The organism is Citrobacter sp. wls711 (assembly GCF_005281055.1).
Lineage (GTDB): Bacteria > Pseudomonadota > Gammaproteobacteria > Enterobacterales > Enterobacteriaceae > Citrobacter > Citrobacter gillenii.
Genome location: NZ_SZXC01000071.1, coordinates 15187 through 36343, shown reverse-complemented (window position 1 = coordinate 36343; position 21157 = coordinate 15187). Strand labels below are relative to the sequence as shown.

Annotated in this window: 16 protein-coding genes; 1 reads left to right on the top strand and 15 read right to left on the bottom strand. The window is 53.4% G+C overall.

Annotation, left to right across the window (positions count from 1 at the left end; genetic code table 11):
* Window positions 1–89: 89 nt before the first annotated feature.
* From mukB to cmoM, 4 genes are read right to left on the bottom strand one after another with little or no spacing between them, the layout of a single operon-like run.
* Window positions 90–4550, bottom strand: coding sequence for a chromosome partition protein MukB (mukB, locus tag FDW98_RS20360; protein ID WP_096757666.1), 4461 nt, complete (start codon window positions 4548–4550; stop codon window positions 90–92).
* Window positions 4550–5254, bottom strand: a complete 705-nt coding sequence (gene mukE / locus FDW98_RS20355) for a chromosome partition protein MukE (RefSeq protein ID WP_096757667.1) — start codon at window positions 5252–5254, stop codon at window positions 4550–4552. The genes mukB and mukE overlap by 1 nt, the downstream gene beginning before the upstream one ends.
* The gene (mukF, locus tag FDW98_RS20350) at window positions 5235–6557 is read right to left on the bottom strand and encodes a chromosome partition protein MukF (protein ID WP_096757668.1); all 1323 of its coding nucleotides are present in this window, start codon (window positions 6555–6557) and stop codon (window positions 5235–5237) included. The genes mukE and mukF overlap by 20 nt, the downstream gene beginning before the upstream one ends.
* A 3-nt stretch (window positions 6558–6560) precedes the next feature.
* Window positions 6561–7340: a tRNA uridine 5-oxyacetic acid(34) methyltransferase CmoM gene (cmoM, locus tag FDW98_RS20345; protein ID WP_096757669.1), complete on the bottom strand. Its 780-nt coding sequence runs from the start codon at window positions 7338–7340 to the stop codon at window positions 6561–6563.
* A gap of 135 nt (window positions 7341–7475) precedes the next feature.
* Between cmoM and elyC the strand changes: the two genes are divergently transcribed.
* Complete coding sequence (gene elyC / locus FDW98_RS20340; protein WP_096757671.1) at window positions 7476–8255, top strand: envelope biogenesis factor ElyC; 780 nt, start codon at window positions 7476–7478, stop codon at window positions 8253–8255.
* Here the strand turns inward: elyC and FDW98_RS20335 are convergent.
* The 11 genes from FDW98_RS20335 to aroA all read right to left on the bottom strand — a co-directional run bounded on the left by FDW98_RS20335 (window position 8232) and on the right by aroA (window position 21153).
* A complete protein-coding gene (locus tag FDW98_RS20335; protein WP_096757672.1) occupies window positions 8232–9125 on the bottom strand; it encodes a YcbJ family phosphotransferase in 894 nt (297 codons plus the stop codon). The genes elyC and FDW98_RS20335 overlap by 24 nt on opposite strands.
* 177 nt (window positions 9126–9302) lie before the next feature.
* Window positions 9303–10049, bottom strand: a complete 747-nt coding sequence (kdsB, locus tag FDW98_RS20330; RefSeq protein ID WP_096757673.1) for a 3-deoxy-manno-octulosonate cytidylyltransferase — start codon at window positions 10047–10049, stop codon at window positions 9303–9305.
* Complete coding sequence (ycaR, locus tag FDW98_RS20325) at window positions 10046–10228, bottom strand: protein YcaR (protein WP_096757674.1); 183 nt, start codon at window positions 10226–10228, stop codon at window positions 10046–10048. The genes kdsB and ycaR overlap by 4 nt, the downstream gene beginning before the upstream one ends.
* 51 nt (window positions 10229–10279) lie before the next feature.
* The gene (locus FDW98_RS20320; RefSeq protein WP_096757675.1) at window positions 10280–11512 is read right to left on the bottom strand and encodes a winged helix-turn-helix domain-containing protein; all 1233 of its coding nucleotides are present in this window, start codon (window positions 11510–11512) and stop codon (window positions 10280–10282) included.
* Between the two features lie 41 nt (window positions 11513–11553).
* Window positions 11554–12531: a tetraacyldisaccharide 4'-kinase gene (gene lpxK / locus FDW98_RS20315; RefSeq protein ID WP_096757676.1), complete on the bottom strand. Its 978-nt coding sequence runs from the start codon at window positions 12529–12531 to the stop codon at window positions 11554–11556.
* Window positions 12528–14276: a lipid A ABC transporter ATP-binding protein/permease MsbA gene (gene msbA / locus FDW98_RS20310; protein WP_096757677.1), complete on the bottom strand. Its 1749-nt coding sequence runs from the start codon at window positions 14274–14276 to the stop codon at window positions 12528–12530. Before msbA ends, lpxK begins: the two co-directional genes overlap by 4 nt.
* Before the next feature lie 36 nt (window positions 14277–14312).
* Complete coding sequence (locus FDW98_RS20305) at window positions 14313–16577, bottom strand: ComEC family protein (RefSeq protein WP_096757678.1); 2265 nt, start codon at window positions 16575–16577, stop codon at window positions 14313–14315.
* A 206-nt stretch (window positions 16578–16783) separates the two neighbouring features.
* Complete coding sequence (gene ihfB, locus FDW98_RS20300) at window positions 16784–17068, bottom strand: integration host factor subunit beta (protein ID WP_003035780.1); 285 nt, start codon at window positions 17066–17068, stop codon at window positions 16784–16786.
* 159 nt (window positions 17069–17227) lie between these two features.
* Window positions 17228–18901 carry a 30S ribosomal protein S1 gene (gene rpsA, locus FDW98_RS20295; RefSeq protein WP_096757679.1) on the bottom strand — a complete coding sequence of 558 codons (1674 nt, stop codon included), beginning with the start codon at window positions 18899–18901 and terminating at the stop codon, window positions 17228–17230.
* A 113-nt stretch (window positions 18902–19014) separates the two neighbouring features.
* A complete protein-coding gene (gene cmk, locus FDW98_RS20290; protein WP_045441261.1) occupies window positions 19015–19698 on the bottom strand; it encodes a (d)CMP kinase in 684 nt (227 codons plus the stop codon).
* Window positions 19699–19869: 171 nt separating this feature from the next.
* On the bottom strand, window positions 19870–21153 hold the full coding sequence (gene aroA, locus FDW98_RS20285) for a 3-phosphoshikimate 1-carboxyvinyltransferase (RefSeq protein ID WP_096757680.1): 1284 nt from the start codon (window positions 21151–21153) through the stop codon (window positions 19870–19872).
* Between the last annotated feature and the right edge of the window lie 4 nt (window positions 21154–21157).

Genomic DNA, 21157 nt, shown 5'->3' with positions numbered 1-21157 from the left:
ACCTAATGTAAAGAAATATAAAGAAATTACACCAGGCATTGAGTCCTTTTCAGAAAAGAAGAAGGCGGCCCTTTAGCCGCCTTCCTGACTTAACTTGCCTGCGATGAGGCATCTTCCGTTCCGGGCAGCGGTTCAGGAAGCTGCGGTGCAAACCCGCGCAGACCCACTACATGAACGTGCTCAGTATTCTGGAAGACCTTACGCACCAGTTTATAGGTGGTGCCTTTCTCCGGGCTGATGTTCTCCGGCGCGGCGATAATAAGCTGCATCTGCAAACGCTCGCACAGTTCAAACAGGGTCGCGATAGATCGTGCATCCAGTCGTGCGGCCTCATCAAGGAACAGCAGACGACACGGGGAAATATCTTTCCCACGCAGTCTACGTCCTTCATCCTCCCAGCTTTGTACCACCATCACCAGAATCGACATCCCGGTACCGATCGCTTCACCCGTTGACAGCGCACCGGACTCAGCACGCAGCCAGCCGTCTGAACCACGGTTAACTTCAACTTCCATTTCCAGATAGTTGCGGTAGTCCAGTAGCTCTTCACCGATGGTTTGCGGCGTGCGCTGCCCCATGTCAATCTGCGGATTCAGACGCTGATACAGCTTCGCCAGCGCTTCCGAGAAGGTCAGGCGGTTACTGTTAAACAGATCCTGGTGCTGCTCGTGCTGCTCGGACAGGACATCCAGCAACGTGGCGTGGGTTTCACGCACGTTAACGTTCAGACGAACGCTGTTAACCTGACCAAAGGAGACGTTTTGCAGACCCTGGTTCAGCATACGAATACGGTTTTGCTCGCGCTGGATAGTCTTACGGATGATGTTCGCCACGCTGCGGGAGCTGATCGCCAGCTTCTGCTCACGCGAGGTTAACTCTTCCGTCAGGCGGCTCAGCTCAATTTCCATTTGTTCGATGGCTTCCACCGGATCGTCGGTGCGGATAATATCCTGACGAATACGTTCGCGCAGATGCTGATAGACCGCCACGAAGAACTGGATTTTGCGTTCCGGACGCTTCGGATCTTCGGACATGCGCAGTACGTCACGCAGGTGTTCGTTATCCGCCACCGCCAGACGTAGCGCACCTAACGCCTTATCCGACATTGAACGTAATTCATCCCCGGAAAGATAAGCCAGCTCGCGACGGTGCAGACGACGTTCAACGCCATTGTCTTTCACCATGCGCATCACGGCGCACCATCCGGCTTTCGCCATGACCACCTGCTCACGCATTTCAAAATAATCACGTTCCAGCTTACGCAGCCTGCGGGTCAGGTTATCCATTTCCGCTTCGCAGAAGGTCAGTGCTTTTTCCAGCTGGTTACGGCGCGCACGGTTGTTGCTGAGCTGCGCGTGCAGCTCATCACGACGGATACGCGCTCGTTCTTCCGCTCCGCTGTCGGCGCGAACGCCAATATCCTGCAGCTCGCGCTGTAAATCGTTGAGCAGCTCTTTTTTGGTGTCATACGAGCTTTTCAGCGACGCCATTACCTGGCTGTACTGACTTAGCTGTGCAGCATGACTGCGCAAGGCTTCACGAGCACGGGTACGTTCAGCTTCTGCGTGCTCCAGACGTTCGCGCAGCTTCTCGTTCAGATCGCTGTTACCGTTGAGCATTTCTGCCGAGTCGGAATAGCTAAAGTGCGCGCGGCGCTGGACAACTTCGGTCAGCGCAAACGCCTGCTGACGCGCGTCACGCTGCATCTGCTGCGAGTACGCGTAATCTTCTTTTAACTGTTCAAACTGCTCGGGGTCATTTTGCAGAACCGAAACCATCGGCTCCAGTTTGGCAAGCTGATTACCATGCTGCTGAACGAAACGCGCGGCCTCCTGGGCTTCATCCAGACGTTCGCGGATTTCGTCCACGCGATCAGCTAAGGTGTCGTCGGCCAGCAGATTCAAACGAGGCAACAGGCGGTTAAGGGCTGAGACGCCCTCTTTCGCCTGTTCAAACTGCATGCGTTGCTGCTGGTTATCATTTTCATGATTGGTCAGTGCACGCTCCAGCTCAACGCGGCGGCTGTTCAGTTGGCGAATTTCCGCCTCGGGATCGGATTCAAACGCCACCGACAGATGGCAGCCGATGAAGCGGCTAAACGCCTGGTGCAGACGTTGCGTTTTCTGGACGTCAAACGAGAGCGTAGCGAAGCGTTCGGACAGCCCTTCACGTTCGGCATGCAGAGTTTCTATGCGGCTTTCCCGCGCGGCGCGACCAAAAATCGGTACCGTCGGGAAGCGGGAATAACGCCACTGACGCTCGGCGGTTTTCACCACCACTGCGCCTTCCAGTTCATCCACGCTGAAGACGCTGTCATCAAACGACTGCGGGTCCCCTTCGATGAAATAGAGATCTTCCGGGCAATCCGTCAGTCCAGACAGCTGTTCGGTGACCAACGACAGATCCGGGACCACGATGGCATGGCGCGACGGACCATACAGTGCGGAGAAGTACGGGGCATCTTCAAGGCTGACGTCATCGTAGATTTCTGACAGCAGCACGCCGCCAAAACGTTCGGCCAGTGCGTTGAGGCGCTGATCTTCTGCACCCCCCGGCTGACTTAAGCGTTCTATCTCTTCATCTACCGCGTTTTTACGCGCGCCGACTTCATCACGCTCAACAATGGCTTCGCGTTCGCGCTCCAGCAGTTGTTGCAGATATTCGGTGACCTCCTGGCTGGAGGTAAATTCTTCACCGCACTGCTCGCTGAGCTGGTTGAGGCTATTTTGCGCCGCCAGCCAGACAGGGGCTCGTTGCATTAAATGCTGAATGCGAGATTGCAGCTGTTCCTGCTCCTGACGCAGAGTCATACGCTGTTCGCTGGCAGACGACACGCTATCAGACAAGGACGCGATGCGGGCTTCCAGCTCCTGGTGCAGGGCTTCCAGCTCGTCGATGTCGAAGTGTTTACCCTGACGCTTACAGAATTCAGCCAGCAAACGCTCGGCCTCCTGCTGTTCGCGCAGACGCTGTTCCAGCTCGCTCAGGCGCATGCGCAGCGGCTGAACCTGCTCCGCCAGATGCCGTTGCTCAACGCCTTCACGCAGCAGCTCACGCGCCACGCTCCAGGCTTCGCCGCGCGCCAGCGGGCCGTTGATCGCCGCCACCAGTTGATAGGCTTGTTCGAACTGGCTGTGCGCGGTTTGCGCCACGCTCATTTTTTGTTCGAGCGTCAGCAGTTTTTCCGTCGCTTCCTGCTCTTTCGCCTGGAAGGTTTCCAGCCACTCAGCTGCGGAGCCTGGCGTCAGATCCGGTAAATGACAGATCTCTTTGGCCCGGCTCAGTGCCTGAATCGCCTGAGTATACTGAATCGCACGCGTTTGCTGGACGTCCAGCGCCTGCTGATAATCGGCAAGCTGGTTTTTCAGCTCATCCACTTCCAGCTCGGCGGCTTCCGCCCGCGCTTCGTTGTCTTCCTGGCGATCGGCGGCTTCCGCCACCACTTCATTTTGTTCTTCGAGACGGATCTGTAACTCTTCGAGATCCGCTTCATAACGTTCAATTTTTTCCTGCTGACGCAGCGCGGTTTGCACCAGATTCAGGTGATCGCTGGCCGCCTGATAATCGGCTTCAAGGTCGCCTTCGGCGCCATTATGCTCGCCCAGCTCACGCGCCATATCCACGTGCTTATACTGCTCTGCCGCCAGTTGTTTACGTGACGTGTGCAGCTCACGACGATATTCCAGCGCTTTATCCAGGTGAATACGACGTTCGTTGGCATGGCGCATATAGTCCGCCGCCACGTAGTTGGTCGCTTCGCTGATCAGGTGCTTAAACAGGTCGCGGTCAGACTGGGTCACGCGTATGGCTTCCAGCGTCATGCGGTTTTCACGCAGCGCGGCTTCCATATCCTGGAACGCTTTACGCACCCCGCCGTTTTCCGGCAGCAGGTAGTCACGAAGCGAACGGGTAATGGCGCTGGAAATCCCGCCATAAAGCGAGGCTTCAATCAGACGATAGAATTTGCTTCGATCGGAAGCGGAACGCAGACGACGAGCGATGATGCCCAAATCGAACATCAGCGAGTGATAATCCGTTATCGAGTTGAATTGCTTAAACTGGACGCCTTCCATCTCCTCAAGCTTATCTTTCAGCTCTGCAAGAGACAGGACGCGCGCCTGACGCTCGTTCAACGTTTCTGTGACCAGTTCGGTTGGCTGTACCGACATCGGCAGCCCCTGAATGGCGAACGGTTTGATATCCACTTTACGATCGCGCCCGGCGACCTGTTGCAAGCGCACGCCAACCACTACGCGTTGATGACGCGAATTCAGGACGTCGAGCATCGAGTAACAGACACCCGCTTTGAGCTTACCGTGCAGGCCTTTATCGCGCGATCCGCTGGTCGCACCGGCTTCGGTGGTATTACGGAAATGCAGTAAGGTTAAGTCCGGAATCAGTGCCGTAACAAATGCCGCCATAGTGGTGGATTTACCGGCACCGTTCCCGCCGGACAACGTGGTAACCAGTTCATCCAGGTCAAACGTGCGGGCAAAAAAACCATTCCAGTTGATCAGCGTTAGTGAGCGAAATTTACCGCGTTCAATCATTATTCTTCCTCTCCACTGTCCGGCTGATTCTCTTCTGGCTCATCGTTGAGTTGCAGATTATTTTCGACCGACATCGCCTCACCATCACGAATTAAACGACGCTGCGCTTCGCGTGGATCGTCACCGCTGCGCACATCCGCGCCAAAGCGGAACACCGATTCCGTAATGCGGAATTTGCTGCTGTCATGGCCCATAAACCACACCATGCCTAAACGGCGCAGGCGGTTTAATGAAGAACGTACTTTTTCCTGCAGCTTCTGACGGTCAACGTCCGAGCCGGTGGAGCGGTTATTCACCAGCCTGAGCAATTTAGCTTCGTCCGCCAACGTCAGCAGTTCGTCGTACAGTTCTTGCTGGGTAAAAATCCCTTCATTGGCCAGACGTTCCGGGCTGAGATAGAGATAGCAAAGAATTTTACCAACCATCATGTCCAGTTCAGACAATACTGAGCGCGGAATAAGCGTGGTCGAGCGCGGACGAAGGTAGAAAAAACCCTCCGGGGCGCGAATGAGCTCCACGTTATAGCGGCTGTAAAATTCCTCAAAATATTCCTGAAAGTCCATCAGGAAGGCATGATTGTCCAGCTCATCCAGCCCGATATGTCGACCCGAACGTAATGCGCTGTCCAGCGCCGGAAATAACGGATTCGCCAGCGCCTGCGCCAGCTTAACCGGCATCACTTTTTCAATATTTGTCAATGACATGCGCCTGTACCTTGGCTCCGTAATCATTAATCGGCTGCCATTTGGCTGGCAGTCCGGTGAAATCTGCTTGCGCTACGCCAAGGCGTACCGCCTGATCGATAACAATACGCGCAACGTCGAAGTGACGCGCACGCGGATATTGCGCCAGATACTCGCGCACTACCAAACCGAGATCCAGTGGCGTTTGTCTGGATTTATAGATAGCCAACTGTTCTTCGATGATCGCTGCCAGCTGTTCACGGATCTCGTTAAATTCTTCATACTCAAGGTCCGGCGGCAGTTCCCCGGTGACCTCTTCATCACGCAACACCATCTCTTCGTCACGCATATCCAGCAGACGATCGGCATTGGCATAGGTCAACGCCCACGGATCGTCAAAGTAAGTCTGGACAGACTGGCGTAAACGCTGGGCAAAGACGCGGTTTTTATCCATATCAATCGCGGTACGGATGAATTTATGCACGTGGCGATCGTAGCCGATCCACAGATCGATGGATTGCTGACCCCAGCTTATAATACGGTCAAGCTTGCTCTGTAAGTCGAACACCAGACGGTCAACGAAATGCAGATCGTCATGGGTCATGGTGGAGTCCTGAATACGCAGCAGGTTAGCCTGTAGCTTATCCCCCGCTGCTTCCAGCGTGTCCTGCAGTTCACGCAGCGTGCCGGAGGTTTCAGACAGCAGCATTTCGCAGCTGGAAATCGCCGCCCGCCAGTCTTTATTCAGCAATTGGGCAATGTCGTCTTTCACCTGCTGCTGCTGCTCATCCATAATGCGCTGCGTCAGGTCGATGCTGTCGAAGATTTCCGCCACCGAATATTTCAGCGGTGCGTACACATTGCGGTGCCAGTGGAACTCATCGCCGCCTTCTTCGGCCGCATCTGCCGCGCGCTTCAGTTCCCCAGCCACAATTGAGAGCTGCATGGAAAGGCGCAGCGTCGAGAACTCACGCTGGCGGATGTAATAATCGGTGATGCCAATCCCCAATGGCGTCAGACGATAAATAGCGTTTCCTTCCGCCTGCTCGCTGGTAAAGCGGTTCAGCAGACGTTGACGCACCATATCGTTGATCGCGTTGTTGGCGCGCACGCCGATGGTTTCGCTGGTTTGCTCAAACGCATCACTGACATGGCGGAATGCATCCACCAGTTCGCCTTCACTCATCTCACCGTCAAGCCGCTCACCGTTCAGCGTAGCCACAGCCAGCAGAAAAGAAAGTCTGTCTACCGGCAGAGAGATGGAAAAGTCATTTTTTCTGGCCCAGGCAACCAGTTCGGGGACTGTCTGGGAAAATTCACTCATAGGTTATCCTTGCATCTGCGGTTTGCGCGCGGTGACATGAATATAACGCCCAAGGCTGATAAACGGCTCCTGGCGACAATAGCGCGTTTCTATTTCTGTTAAAGCGTCAAAACAGTCATGCTGTTTTTGTTTATCACGCAGATAATCATGAAACACCCTCACGCCCGTTTTACCGGTTATCTCCCAGCCGATCTCCTCCAGCCAGCCATAGACTTGCTGTGGATCGCGCGGGAAATCGGGAGACAACGTGCGCCGTTTCTTTTTATACATTCCCTGCTGTACATAGCCGAAATTACCGACCAACACATTACGCATCAACAGACCGTTTGCATTGTAGAACATCAGCGATAAAGCACCGCCCGGGCGTAACATCGACCACAGTGTTTTTAAGACCGCTTGCGGGTCAGCCACCCATTCCAGCACAGCATGAAACAATATCAGATCAACCTGAGAATCCAAATGCTGCGGAATGTCCTGAGCGGCACAATGTATAAAATGCATGTTGTCGCTCACACCTTGCTCTTCTGCCGCTCGTTGCGCTCGCGCCACCATTTCAGCAGAAAGATCGCACAAGGTGACGTGATGGCCCCGTTGCGCCATCAGAATGGCTGTCTGTCCTTCCCCGCCACCCGCATCAAGCACACGCAACGTTTGGCCCGCGTAGTCGGCAAGCAGCGTGTCCAGATCCTGCCAGAGGATCGTCTGACGAAGCTGACCTTTGGTGGTACCGTAAATGTTACGGGAAAACTTCTCGGCAATATCATCAAAATTGCGATCCCGCATCGCGCGCTCCACATGCTGGCTTAAGGGTGACTAAGTAAAACCGCTATTTTGTCACACCCACGCCGAGAATGAACCTTTCTGGTGTAATATCCCTGCTGATCTTCTGCTGTATGGTTAAAAAAGGAACCAAAAAGGATGCTTTTTACGCTGAAGAAAGTGATTGGCGGTATGATGCTGCCGCTTCCGTTGATGCTGCTGGTGATGGGGATAGGGCTGGCGCTGGTGTGGTTTAGTCGCTTTCAGAAAACAGGGAAAGTGTGTATTAGCCTTAGCTGGCTGGCACTTTTGCTGCTCAGCTTGCAGCCCGTCGCCGATAGTCTGCTAAAACCGATTGAGGATACCTATCCCACCTGGCAGGATACGCAGAAAGTCGAGTTCGTTGTGGTACTGGCCGGAGGTTATACCTGGAACCCGCAATGGGCGCCGAGTTCAAATCTTATCAATAATAGCCTTCCGCGCCTCAATGAAGGTCTGCGCCTGTGGCGAGCCAATCCGGGATCGAAACTTATCTTTACTGGTGCCGCAGCTAAGACCAATCCCGTCAGCACTGCTGAAGTTGGTGCCCGAGTGGCGCAATCACTGGGGATTCCCCGCAGTGAGATAATTACCCTGGATGAACCTAAAGATACCGAAGAAGAAGCCGCCGCAGTGAAAAAAACAATCGGTGACGCACCATTCCTGCTGGTGACCTCCGCATCACATTTACCGCGCGCGATGATCTTCTTCCAGCAGGCCGGACTGCATCCGCTCCCAGCACCCGCTAATCAACTGGCGATAGACTCTCCGCTGAACCCGTGGGAGCGCGCCATTCCGTCCCCCGTCTGGCTGATGCACAGCGATCGCGTCGGCTACGAAACGCTGGGAAGGATCTGGCAGTGGTTGAAGGGCTCATCAGGCGAGCCAGGGCAACAGTGATTTGGTTGCCAGATCAAAGTTAGACCGACTGAAACGCCCGGTATTGACCAACTGAGCGACTTCATCCCACAACACATACAGCCAGCGTCGCCAGATGAACGACTCCGCCACGGGCGCGCGTTGCAGATATTGCCACAACAGGCTTTCCGCCAGCGCATTATCCATCAGCCGGAACAGCTCAAACTCTCTTGGCGCCCAGAGCATTAATCCCGGCCCGACCATTGCCAGGAGCTGATCGCTACGAGCATCTTTGAGCATACTGCGCAAACTGAAATTGCCGTGGATCAGGACACAGTTATCATTAAAACCTTCGAACAGGCTGGGCAGGCACTCTCGGGTACGAAACAAAATCCGTTTGTCCTGCATCGTTAACCCGGTATTGCTGAACTGGTTGAGGGTACTCCACAACACCTCCACACGTTGACGATACCAGGATGGCCAGAAATTTTCCTGGGTATTATCCACCTCACCAACGCATCCTCGACTGTCCTGACGATGCCATGACAGCATGCCTTCTACAATCTGATCTTTTAAATGTTCCCAACGCTCGGGCGTTCTGGCGGGTGCTTCCACCGGCACGCCGCGTAAGCGCTCAAGTAGCAGCACGTCCGGGCCAGGATGTTCCTCGTGCGTCAGGACACCATAAATGACCGGCATACGTACCGTACCACTGCGCGCCAGCATGGACGTTTTCCATGCCAGCTGCTGTGCCATACCCGGCGTAGTGAAACTTCTCGCCATCAGCGGCATCGGGTTTCCCTGGCTGTCATACAATGCCCACAGCGCTGTATCCGCTTTTTCATTCACGCATTCTATACGACTGAGTTTTTCACCCAGTAAATGACTGAGTTCGGCACGCAACTGTTCCATTTCAGATGGCCCTCATAAATGCGACTGCTTTCATAATGAGCGTCGTGCAGACGGATGTCACCCGGATGAGATCAATTGATGAACAGAAAAGTGGAAGAAAAGAATCAAGATACGACACTCCTCCCACTAATACTCGTCAGATATCAATCTGTAGTGAGGGGAGTGTGATTAGAAAAACTAACGCATTTCGGCGCGAACGCGCTCGAGATCTTCGGCGGTATCAACGCCTGTGCCGGGTACTTCTTTCGCCACAGCAACGTGAATTTTTTCGCCGTACCACAGCACGCGGAGCTGCTCCAGCATTTCAATATGCTCAAGCGGGCTCGGCTGCCAATTAACATAGCGACGGATAAAACCGGCGCGATAGCCATAAATCCCCAGGTGACGCAGGAAAGTATCACCAACGGTTTCAAGACTTTTGGCAAAACGATCGCGATCCCAGGGAATAGTTGCCCGTGAGAAATAGAGCGCATAACCTTCCGAATCCAGTACCACTTTTACCGCATTAGGATTAAAGGCTTCTTCCGTGGTGTGGATCGGCGCGGCAAGCGTTGCCATACCGACCTGCCGCTGCGCTAGGTTCTCTGCTACCTGCCGAATAATGACCGCCGGGATCATCGGCTCATCACCCTGCACGTTCACAATAACGGTATCGTCGCTAAAACCACATTTCTCGACGACTTCCGCCAGGCGCTCCGTTCCGGACTGGTGATCGGCGCGCGTCATGCACACTTCCCCACCCACCGCTTCGACTGCGCGAACAACATCTTCATGATCGGTAGCAACAATAATGCGATCGGCACCGGACTCGCGCGCACGCTCCAGAACATGCACGATCATCGGTTTGCCGTTGATATCCAGCAGTGGCTTACCGGGCAGGCGCGTAGACGCATAGCGCGCGGGAATAATGACCACAAAACTCATGATTTACTCTCATCCGCCGTCAGGGCGCGAGCTTCCGTTTCCAGCAACACGGGAATACCGTCTCGCAGTGGGAACGCCAGGTTATCCGGCTTACAAATAAGTTCCTGTTTTTCCTGGTTGTACCAGAGTTTTCCATTGCATACCGGGCAGGCAATAATTTCAAGCAGACGATGATCCATAGTTCCTCCAGATGGACCGGATTGTGAATCCGTAAATATTAACATATTCGTTTAGCGGGCTGGGGCTATTTCCCAGCCATCACGGCAGTCGACAAATAAACTGTCAGGATAGCGTCCCAGCGTAACGCGTGTCGCCTGTTGCCAGCGCGCAAAATCATCGATGGCCTGGAACACGCCCCTTTGCAGGGTAATTCCCGGTTTGACGCCATCCTGCAACCATAGTGAGATAATCTCCAGCACGCCCGTTTTACGGTGCATTTTAGCATCCATACGACCCACCAGTTGCCCACGATGCAGCAAAGGCAAAACAAAATAGCCGTACTGCCGTTTCGGCGCTGGCGTATAGCACTCCAGCCGATAGTTAAAATCAAACAACTGCTCCGCACGTTTACGATCCCAGACCACCGGGTCAAAGGGAGATAACACGGCACTGTGGGTGGCTGTTAATTTGCCCGCCTGTGCCTGTTCAAGCAATGGTAGAAGATCGCTATGGAGCCACATAGGCCCCAACCTTTCGACATCGACAGGGATGATTTTCCGCTGCTCTGCGCGCGCATCACGCCAGTTTTTGAGTTCTGGACGCTTCAAACGATAGTAGTCCGCCAGCCACGGTTCGCGGAAAATACCGAGGCTGCGCGCACTGTTGTCCAGCATGACCGTTTCCGCTTGCGTCTGCGAAAGCAAGTCTCGTTCATCATCCCAGTGCGGCATAACCCGATGCGTTACATCATAGACCCGCTGGAAATTACGCCGCTCCACCACCATCACCCTACCGGCGGTGAACAGTCCTTCAAGATGACGTTTCTGCGGCTTCCATTCCCACCACCCGCTGGTTCCCTTGCGCGGATGCTCAAAATCGGCTGAACGCACCGGTCCATTTTGCTGAATGTGATGAAGCAATTGTTCAATCTCATGGACATGCTCTTGCATCCAGGTGGCTTTGTACTTCCAGCCCATATTCTCTGGGGCAAGCATACGATGGCGAATCAGCATAAAGTCGCTACGCGGTAAGAAGCACGCCTCATGCGCCCAATATTCCATCAACTCACCGCAATGTAGCGAGTCATCCAGCCACTGCGGGGAATAGTCGCCCAGGCGACTGAACAGCACCAGATAAGGGCTACGCGCGACAATATTAATGGTGTCTATTTGCAGTAAAGACATGCGCGTAATGGTCGCGAGAATATCTGCAGGGGTCGCCCGACGACGTGTTTTTTTCAGCAGGCCCTGTGCTGCCAGGTGAAGATGACGGGCATCCGTCAGAGAAAGGTGCGGCAACGACATGGATAACCTCATCAATCAGTCGCTGCCGCAGCGTGAAACCGCTAACGAGCCAGCGAGGTTAATCTATCAAGTAATACGTCAGGCTGGTCGCCCGACAGATGCGCATCAACAGGGAGGTACCACCAGTTATCCTCGGCAAAGGCACGACATTTCACCGCGTCTTTTTCCGTCATCACCAGCGTTTGTCCGGCAACTAATAATGCACTGACGTCACTGTAGGTCAGAGACTGATGGTCTGCCAATGGGACACATTTCTGTGGGTTAGCCCCGCATGCCGCCAGGGTGGCAAAGAAACGCGGGGGATGGCCAATCCCGGCCATAGCAACAATATTGGGTAACAGCGCAACGTCGCAGCGCTCGCCGGTGCGTAAATTAACGGCCAGCCCCGGCTCAAGGCTCATCGGAATTTCTCCCGCCTGCGGAATACCACCGTTGACGATAGCCGCATCCACCGATTTAAGCCGATCCGCTCGCTCCCGCATAGGCCCCGCGGGAAGCCACCAGCCGTTGCCAAACCGACGTTCACCGTCAATCACCACGATTTCAACATCGCGCGCCAGGGCATAATGCTGCAGACCATCGTCCGTGACGATAATCTGCACGTCATGATGAGCAAGAATGGCTTTTACCGCATCGGCTCTTACCGGAGAAACAGCAACCGGCACGCCGGTACGCTGGAAGATCAGTACCGGTTCATCGCCCGCTTCTGCCGTCGTGGTGTCCGCCGTCAGCAACAGCGGGTACGTCTGCGCTTTTCCGCCATAGCCGCGAGAAACTACGCCCACACGAATGCCGCGTTGCTGCAGGTGTTCAACCAACCAAATAACGACTGGCGTTTTACCATTGCCGCCAGCTGTAAGGTTTCCAACTACTACAACCGGCACCGGTGCGCGCCATGCACGTTTAAGCCCAAGCGTATAGCATAAGCGGATCACCCCGCTCACCAGACCATATAGCCAGGAGAGCGGAAGTAACAACCGCCACAGCGGCGATTCACCGGACCAGATGCGCGCGATCATTGACCAAATTGCATTTTGTGTAATTGCGCATACACACCGCGCTGTTCGAGCAGTTCACTATGGGTGCCGCGCTCAACAATCAGCCCATCTTCCACAACGACAATCTCGTCCGCCTGTTCGATGGTCGAAAGACGGTGCGCAATGACCAGCGAGGTGCGGTTCTTCTGCAGTTCATCAAGAGCCGCCTGGATAGCGCGTTCGGATTCGGTATCCAGAGCCGACGTCGCTTCATCCAGGATCAGAATCGGGCTGTCGCGTAGCAAGGCACGGGCGATAGCAATACGCTGGCGCTGACCGCCGGAAAGCAGCACACCGTTCTCGCCGATGACCGTATCCAGACCATCATCCATCTTGTTGATGAAGTCCATGGCGTAGGCCATACGCGCCGCTTCTTCAATCTGTTCGCGGCTGTAGATATCCGTACGTGCGTAAGCGATGTTATTGGCAACCGTGTCGTTAAACAGGTGCACGTTCTGCGAGACCAGCGCAACCTGATCGCGCAAGGACGCCAGGGTATATTCACGCAGATCGTGTCCATCCATCAGAATTTGCCCTTCATCGATATCGTAGAAACGCGTAATCAGACTGGCTATGGTGGATTTACCTGACCCTGAACGCCCAACCAGCGCAACGGTTTTTCCCGCCGGAATATTCAGGTTGATGTTACGCAGCGCAGGCACTTCACGACCTGGATAGGTAAAGGTGACGTTACGGAACTCTAAATCGCCGGTCGCGCGTTCAATAACGCGTTTACCTTCATCTTTTTCCTGTTCGCTATCCAGAATAGTGAACAAGGTTTGGCACGCCGCCATACCGCGCTGGAACTGCGCGTTGACGTTAGTCAGAGACTTCAGCGGACGCATCAGAGCGATCATTGAGGAGAAGACCACCGTGATGGTCCCTGCCGTCAGGTTTTCCATGACGCTGGGGAAACTGGCTGCATACAATACGAAAGCCAGCGCCAACGACGCAATCAACTGAATGATTGGATCGGAGATAGAAGACGCGGAAACCATCTTCATGCCCTGTAAACGCATCTTGTTGCTGACTTTATCAAAACGTTTGGTTTCGACTTCCTGACCACCAAAAATCAAAACTTCTTTGTGGCCTTTCAGCATCTGCTCCGCACTGGTCGTCACCTGCCCCATAGTGTTTTGCATATTCTTACTGATGCTGCGAAAACGCTTGGAAACCACACGAATTGCAATCGACACAATAGGCGCCAGCACAATCAGAATTAATGACAGCTGCCAGCTGTAATAAAACATCATGATAAACAGGCCAATAATCGAGGCCCCTTCACGCACTACGGTGATCAGTGCGCCAGAAGACGATGACGCAACCTGCTCTGAATCATAGGTAATACGAGACAGTAACGTACCGGTTGACTGTTTATCAAAAAAAGCGACGGGCATGCCCATCATATGACCAAACAGGCGGCGGCGTATGGTCATCACCACTTTGCCTGACACCCAGGAAATACAGTAGCTGGAGACGTAGCTGGTTAAGCCACGTACTACCATCAGTCCAATGACCACCAGTGGCATCCACATCAGCACCGAGCGATCGGCTTTACCAAAACCATCATCCAGTAATGGTTTAAGGAGCGATAGCATGAAGGTATCGCTGGCCGCGTTCAGGACTAACGCTATACCCGCCACGATCAGACCCGATTTAAAAGGCGCTATGGTCGGCCATAGTCGGCGAAACGTCTGCCACGTAGAGAGATCTTTATCGTTATGCATTCAAAAAACCAGCATTTGTTAGAATAGCCGCATATTCTACCCGTTATCCTCCGGCACGCCAAACCACTGATGATACCAACGAGGTAAAATCTGATCCCGCAAACTGCGTATCCGCCAATTTTCCGGGAAAAAGTCTAGTGTAACCTGCCCCTGATGAGGCGTGTCCAGCCACTGGTAACTCTGCTGCTGATAGCGTTGCTTCACTTTCCAGGAAGGCAGACGCCAGGCGTTATAGCGTGAAGCTGAGGCTACCGCCACCTGCCCAGCAACCCGCTGAACAAACGCTAATGACGATGAAGTATTGCTGCCATGATGCGGTACCTGAATAAAAGTGGACTGCAGATGCTGCCAGTAATGACTTAGCATTTTTTGTTCTGCAGGAGATTCAATATCACCGGTCAGCAGAAAACTGCGCTTGCCGTCGTCAACTCTCACCACACAGGAATGGTTATTCCCCCGATCGTTAGTCCCACGGAGCGGCCAGTGAGCACTGAACGTTAATCCCTGCCATTGCCAGCTCTCGCCGCGAAAACAGGGTAAATGGCCTTTCCATCCTAGCGGGCTTCTCACCCACATTGCTGGCCAGGTTTTCAGTAACGAGTCCATTCCCCCCCGGTGGTCCAGATGTTCATGGCTTAACACGATCCCTTCAGGTGTCAGGTTGTGCCAGCGTAACCAGGGGATGATCAACTGCTGTGCGCTATCACCCCCAGGCCATGCCAGCCCGGTATCGTAGAGGATCGCTTTACCATTACGGGCAATGACCATTGCCAGTCCTTGCCCAACATCCAGCATATACATCTGCCACACTTGCGTTCGCGCAGGTCGCCAGAATGGCAAGCTCAACAAAAGCACTGCCGAAATGCAGACCACCGGTAAGGTACGCCATGCATTCAGTCGCCATGCAACAAGCATCGCCCAGGGCGATAACGAAAGCCATTGCCAGCGTTGGTCAATGTTGATCCAACCTTCTGGCAGACTATTGAGCGCCCAGAATAAGAGTGCCAGCGATCGATCGGCCAGATACCAGCACCCGGTCTCGACAACCAGCGGCCCGGTTAAGTGCACAATCATACCCGCGAGAATCAGCGGGACAGAAACAAACGTGACCAACGGTACAGCAAACAAATTGGCCAGAAATGAGGTCAGGCTGATACCGTGAAACAGGGCGATTTGCACTGGCAGAAGCAGGAGCGTGATACCTAACTGGAGATGCGCCAGCTCGAGAAATACGCGTCCCGCACGGGAGAGTGACCATTCGGGCAGTGGAAACCATTGATACCAGAATATCAGTGCCGCAACGGCAAATGCGGACAACAACAGGCTTTGTGAGAGAACAGCAACGGGATCAACCATCACAATTGCAGCCAGACAGCATGTCCAGACAGCCCACCCACTCCACTGCCGCCCGCTCAGTTTAAGCGCACCCCAGACAATCAGTGCAACCACGGTGCGTAATGCGGGAGGCTGTAGCCCTGTTAACCATGCATAAAACGTCGCACAGGCGATTCCGCCCACCAGCGGAACCTGCCAGGCGATCCAGCGGGTTGGCATAAAAAATTGCCCACCGCGAATTAGCCCGGCAGCTAAAAGCGCGGCAAAGGCAATATGTAGCCCGGAAATAGCCATCAAATGCGCCGTTCCGGTGTCGCGCATAATGGTTTTGACCTCTTGCGAAACAGAGAGTCGCTCCCCCATTCCCAGGCCCAGTATCACCTGCTGCCAGGGATAAACGGATAACGTTGTATTCAACGAAGAGAGATAACGGGCACGCAGGCTACACTGTGGCGAAATGACACTTGCCTGCAGGAAGCGTCCCGTCAGCGGTTGATGCTGTGCTAACGCATAGCGCTGGCTATCAAATCCCCCTTCATTTAATTGGCCGTGTACCGCGCGAACCTTAAGCGTCATCGCCCATTTCTGACCCGCACAAACCTCACCAGGTAAGTATTGTCCATACAGTACGATCCCCTGCGCCGGAAATATTCGTCTCCCCTGCAGGTGGGTAATCTGTCCATAGTGCGTGGTCATATGGTCTGTGCCGGTTATCTGAACTATGGCCTGCTGAGTGTTAGCGGGGAGCGTATTCCCCGCCCAGATAGCGTCTTTCGCTGCCAGTATTCCCCAGAGAAAGAACAACAGCGTTAACCCGGCATAATGCAGATATTTGTACGGAAAAAGACAGCACACACACGCCAGGCAAAACAGGCCGCTGACGCACAGCATTTCGGGCAGTGAGGGTAATACCGTAAGCGGGAGAATACCGCACAATGCACACGAACTGGCCGTTGTTATTTTCACGAAACACCTCCCTGTTACAGGAAGTGTGCAGGACAACGCAGTGGTTGTCTGGCAGCAATTTTTCGTTTTCCGGCGTGTGTTCTGCTGTTATTACGCGAAGGATGTAATGTGCAATTTAACTGAGAGGCGAGTTCCAATATGGGCAAGCAGAAATGAAAAAAGCACCCCTACAGGTGCTTTTCTCGACGTTAAGTTTTGTGAAAAACTTAGCCGTAAATATTGGCGCGATCGCGCAGCTCTTTACCCGGTTTAAAGTGCGGAACATATTTTCCTTCCAGATCCACTTTATCGCCAGTCTTCGGATTACGTCCGGTACGTGGTGCGCGGTAATGCAGAGAAAAACTACCGAAACCGCGGATTTCAATACGCTCGCCCTGCGCCAGAGTCGAGGCCATATGTTCCAGCATCTCTTTTACCGCGTCTTCAACCGCTTTCGCGGGAATGTGAGGTTGCTGGGTTGCAAGTCTTTCGATCAATTCTGACTTGGTCATGATTCCTCCGGTTCCTTAAAGGCAAAATTAGCTGCTGCATTGATTAAGGGCGGCCGTAGCCGCCCTTTGTCATTGATTACAGGACGAATCCTGTAATCTGTCAAGCTACTCGTCACCCTTTGTGCTGTTAATAGCACAAAGGATTTGAAGCACTCGATATTACTCGCCTTTAGCTGCTTTGAAAGCTTCAGCCATTGCGTTGTTAGAGAAGTTTGCATCTTCCTGTTTGTTAACAGTTGCGATTGCATCTTTCTCATCAGCTTCGTCTTTAGCACGAACAGACAGGCTGATTGCACGGTTCTTACGATCAACGCCGGTGAATTTAGCTTCAACGTCGTCGCCTACGCTCAGAACCAGAGTTGCATCTTCAACGCGGTCACGTGAAGCTTCAGAAGCGCGCAGGTAACCTTCAACGCCGTCAGCCAGTTCTACGGTTGCGCCTTTAGCGTCAACTGCAGTCACTTTACCGTTTACGATTGCGCCTTTCTTGTTCAGTGCAACCCAGTTGTTGAACGGATCTTCTGCGAGCTGTTTAACGCCCAGAGAGATACGCTCACGTTCTGCGTCAACCTGCAGAACAACTGCTGCGATTTCGTCGCCTTTTTTGTATTCACGAACTGCTTCTTCGCCTGCAACGTTCCAGGAGATATCAGACAGGTGAACCAGGCCGTCGATGCCGCCGTCCAGGCCGATGAAGATACCGAAGTCAGTGATAGACTTGATTTTACCTTCAACACGGTCACCCTTGTTGTGGGTTTCCGCGAACTGCTGCCATGGGTTGTTTTTGCACTGCTTCAGACCCAGGGAGATACGACGACGTTCTTCGTCGATATCCAGAACCATAACTTCCACTACGTCGCCAACGTTAACAACTTTGGACGGGTGGATGTTTTTGTTGGTCCAATCCATTTCGGAAACGTGAACCAGGCCTTCAACGCCTTCTTCGATTTCAACGAAGCAGCCGTAGTCGGTCAGGTTGGTCACGCGACCAGTCAGTTTGGTACCTTCCGGATAACGCTTAGCGATAGCTACCCATGGATCTTCGCCCAGCTGTTTCAGGCCCAGAGATACACGAGTACGCTCGCGGTCGAACTTCAGCACTTTAACAGTGATTTCGTCGCCAACGTTTACGATTTCGCTCGGATGCTTAACGCGTTTCCATGCCATGTCGGTGATGTGCAGCAGGCCGTCAACGCCACCCAGATCAACGAATGCACCGTAGTCAGTGAGGTTCTTAACGATACCTTTAACTTCCATGCCTTCCTGCAGGTTTTCCAGCAGCTGATCGCGTTCTGCGCTGTTTTCGGATTCGATAACGGCACGACGGGAAACAACAACGTTGTTACGTTTCTGATCCAGCTTGATTACTTTGAATTCAAGCTCTTTGCCTTCCAGGTGCAGCGTGTCGCGGACCGGACGAACGTCTACCAGGGAACCCGGCAGGAACGCGCGAATACCATTCAGCTCAACAGTGAAGCCACCCTTGACTTTGCCATTGATAACACCAGTAACGGTCGCAGCTTCTTCGTAAGCTTTTTCCAGCGTGATCCAAGCTTCGTGACGTTTAGCTTTTTCACGGGACAGCAGAGTTTCACCGAAGCCGTCTTCTACTGCATCCAGAGCAACGTCAACTTCGTCACCAACCTGGATTTCCAACTCGCCCTGGGCGTTTTTGAACTGCTCTGCCGGAATGGCAGACTCAGATTTCAGACCGGCGTCAACCAGTACGATATCTTTGTCGATAGCAACAACAACACCACGAACGATGGAACCCGGACGGGTTTCAATTGTTTTTAAGGATTCTTCAAATAGTTGAGCAAAAGATTCTGTCATGTTTAATCTTCAGGTTTCATATTTAACGTCCACCTGGCTCCATGCCGGATGGGGTTGTTTAACATACCCGCTAACACTCCATTGCTACGGGGGTACTGCAAATTCGGTCGCACTTAAGCGAGTGCCAGTTTTTGGCGCGCGTATTGTAACGCTTTTTCAATCACTTGCTCAATGCTTAATCGGGTTGAATCCAAAACTAAGGCATCAGCAGCAGGAACTAACGGCGCTACCGCACGGTTTCGATCGCGGTCGTCGCGTTCTTCGATCTCGGCCAAAAGGCGTTCAAAGTTAACACTAAAGCCCTTCTCCTGCAACTGTAGCATACGTCGATGCGCACGTTCTTGCGAGGAAGCGTCCAGAAAAATTTTCACCGGCGCGTCAGGGAATACCACGGTCCCCATGTCGCGTCCGTCAGCGATTAATCCCGGCGCTTCACGGAACGCGCGTTGACGACGCAACAGCGCTTCGCGCACACGGGGAAACGCAGCAACCTGAGAGGCGGCGTTTGCCACTTCCTGAGTGCGGATTTCACCGCTAACATCTTCACCTTCCAGGATAACTTCCAGATTGCCGTCTGTTGAGATAAAACGCACATCCAGATGTGACGCCAGCGGGACCAGCGCATCTTCAGAGGCGACATCAACATGGTGATGTAACGCCGCAAGCGCCAGTACACGATAAATCGCGCCAGAATCTAACAGATGCCACTGCAATGCTTCCGCCATTGCTTTGCACAAGGTGCCTTTACCTGCACCGCTTGGGCCATCAATGGTAATAACCGGGGCAATTGCCGTCATCTTTTTCTCCTTAAACAGGCATACGTTAACGTAAACGCCGCGCATTATACGCGCCAACGTCAACGATCGTTATCTTTGTGTGAAAAATACAGAATCATTGAAGCTGAGTGTAGAATAAATGGGCAATCGAGGATGTCAGAATGTGCCGCACGTGGTAGTGCGGCCATCAAATCAGGCAGGTGTACTAATACGTGCCAACTGTTCGAAATAATCCGGGAAGGTTTTGGCCGTGCATTTAGGGTCCAGAATAGTGACTGGCGTGTCAGACAGTGCCACCAGCGAGAAACACATCGCCATGCGGTGATCGTTATAGGTCGCAATATCAGCAAATGTTAACGTAGCAGGTGGCGTGATACGGATAAAATCATGCCCCTCTTCCACTTCAGCGCCCACTTTACGCAGCTCCGTCGCCATCGCAAACAAACGGTCGGTCTCTTTGACTCGCCAGTTGTAGATGTTGCGAAGAGTCGTGGTGCCTTTCGCAAACAGCGCCGCGGTAGCAATCGTCATCGCCGCATCCGGAATGTGGTTCATATCCATATCAATGGCGTGTAATTCCCCGTGCGTACAGGCAATGAAGTCATCTCCCCACGTCACGGTCGCACCCATTTTTTCTAGCACATCGGCAAAGCGAATATCGCCCTGCATGCTGTTGCGGCCAATCCCGGTGACTTTCACCGTACCGCCTTTAATCGCTCCGGCTGCAAGGAAATACGAGGCCGATGACGCATCCCCTTCCACCAGGTATGCGCCAGGGGACTGGTACTGCTGTCCACCTTTGACAACAAAATGTTGGTAGTTCTGGTTCTCAATCTCAACGCCAAAGGTTTTCATCAGGTTTAGCGTAATATCGATGTAAGGTTTTGATACTAGCTCGCCTTTAATTGCGATCGTCGTATCCTGCGGCGCCAGCGGCGCGGTCATCAGCAGCGCGGTGAGGAACTGGCTGGACACGCTGCCGTCCACGTCAACCTGGCCACCGATAAAACCACCACGCAGTCGTAAAGGCGGATAGTTTTCCTGCTCCAGGTAATCAATGTTTGCCCCCCCCTGGTGTAGCGCGTCGACCAGATGGCCAATCGGGCGCTCTTTCATACGCGGTTCACCCGTCAGCACAATATCGTTGTGCCCCAGACACAGCGCAGCCGCCAGCGGACGCATCGCGGTGCCGGCGTTGCCAAGAAACAGTTCGACTGCACCTTCGGCCTGTAACGCGCCGCCGTTACCGATGATTTCGCAGCGGGTACGATCGGCAGAAAGGGTATAGCTAATCCCTAACGCATTCAGCGCGTTAAGCATATGGCGGACATCATCACTGTCCAGCAGGTTGGTCAGGACAGTGGTGCCATTTGCTAATGCAGCCAGCAGCAAAGCGCGGTTAGAAACACTTTTAGAACCAGGCAGATTGATGGTGCCATCTACCCGCGCAATGGGTTGTAACGTCAGGGATTCCATGAAA

Excerpts from the sequence above, each read along its gene's own strand:
- kdsB (WP_096757673.1), bottom strand. The coding sequence starts at position 10,049 with ATGAGTTTTGTGGTCATTATTCCCGCGCGCTATGCGTCTACGCGCCTG.
- ycaR (WP_096757674.1), bottom strand. The coding sequence starts at position 10,228 with ATGGATCATCGTCTGCTTGAAATTATTGCCTGCCCGGTATGCAATGGA.
- msbA (WP_096757677.1), bottom strand. The coding sequence starts at position 14,276 with ATGCATAACGATAAAGATCTCTCTACGTGGCAGACGTTTCGCCGACTA.
- FDW98_RS20335 (WP_096757672.1), bottom strand. The coding sequence starts at position 9,125 with ATGGAACAGTTGCGTGCCGAACTCAGTCATTTACTGGGTGAAAAACTC.
- mukE (WP_096757667.1), bottom strand. The coding sequence starts at position 5,254 with ATGTCATTGACAAATATTGAAAAAGTGATGCCGGTTAAGCTGGCGCAG.
- mukB (WP_096757666.1), bottom strand. The coding sequence starts at position 4,550 with ATGATTGAACGCGGTAAATTTCGCTCACTAACGCTGATCAACTGGAAT.
- cmoM (WP_096757669.1), bottom strand. The coding sequence starts at position 7,340 with ATGCGGGATCGCAATTTTGATGATATTGCCGAGAAGTTTTCCCGTAAC.
- elyC (WP_096757671.1), top strand. The coding sequence starts at position 7,476 with ATGCTTTTTACGCTGAAGAAAGTGATTGGCGGTATGATGCTGCCGCTT.
- rpsA (WP_096757679.1), bottom strand. The coding sequence starts at position 18,901 with ATGACAGAATCTTTTGCTCAACTATTTGAAGAATCCTTAAAAACAATT.
- aroA (WP_096757680.1), bottom strand. The coding sequence starts at position 21,153 with ATGGAATCCCTGACGTTACAACCCATTGCGCGGGTAGATGGCACCATC.
- ihfB (WP_003035780.1), bottom strand. The coding sequence starts at position 17,068 with ATGACCAAGTCAGAATTGATCGAAAGACTTGCAACCCAGCAACCTCAC.
- mukF (WP_096757668.1), bottom strand. The coding sequence starts at position 6,557 with ATGAGTGAATTTTCCCAGACAGTCCCCGAACTGGTTGCCTGGGCCAGA.
- cmk (WP_045441261.1), bottom strand. The coding sequence starts at position 19,698 with ATGACGGCAATTGCCCCGGTTATTACCATTGATGGCCCAAGCGGTGCA.
- lpxK (WP_096757676.1), bottom strand. The coding sequence starts at position 12,531 with ATGATCGCGCGCATCTGGTCCGGTGAATCGCCGCTGTGGCGGTTGTTA.
- FDW98_RS20320 (WP_096757675.1), bottom strand. The coding sequence starts at position 11,512 with ATGTCGTTGCCGCACCTTTCTCTGACGGATGCCCGTCATCTTCACCTG.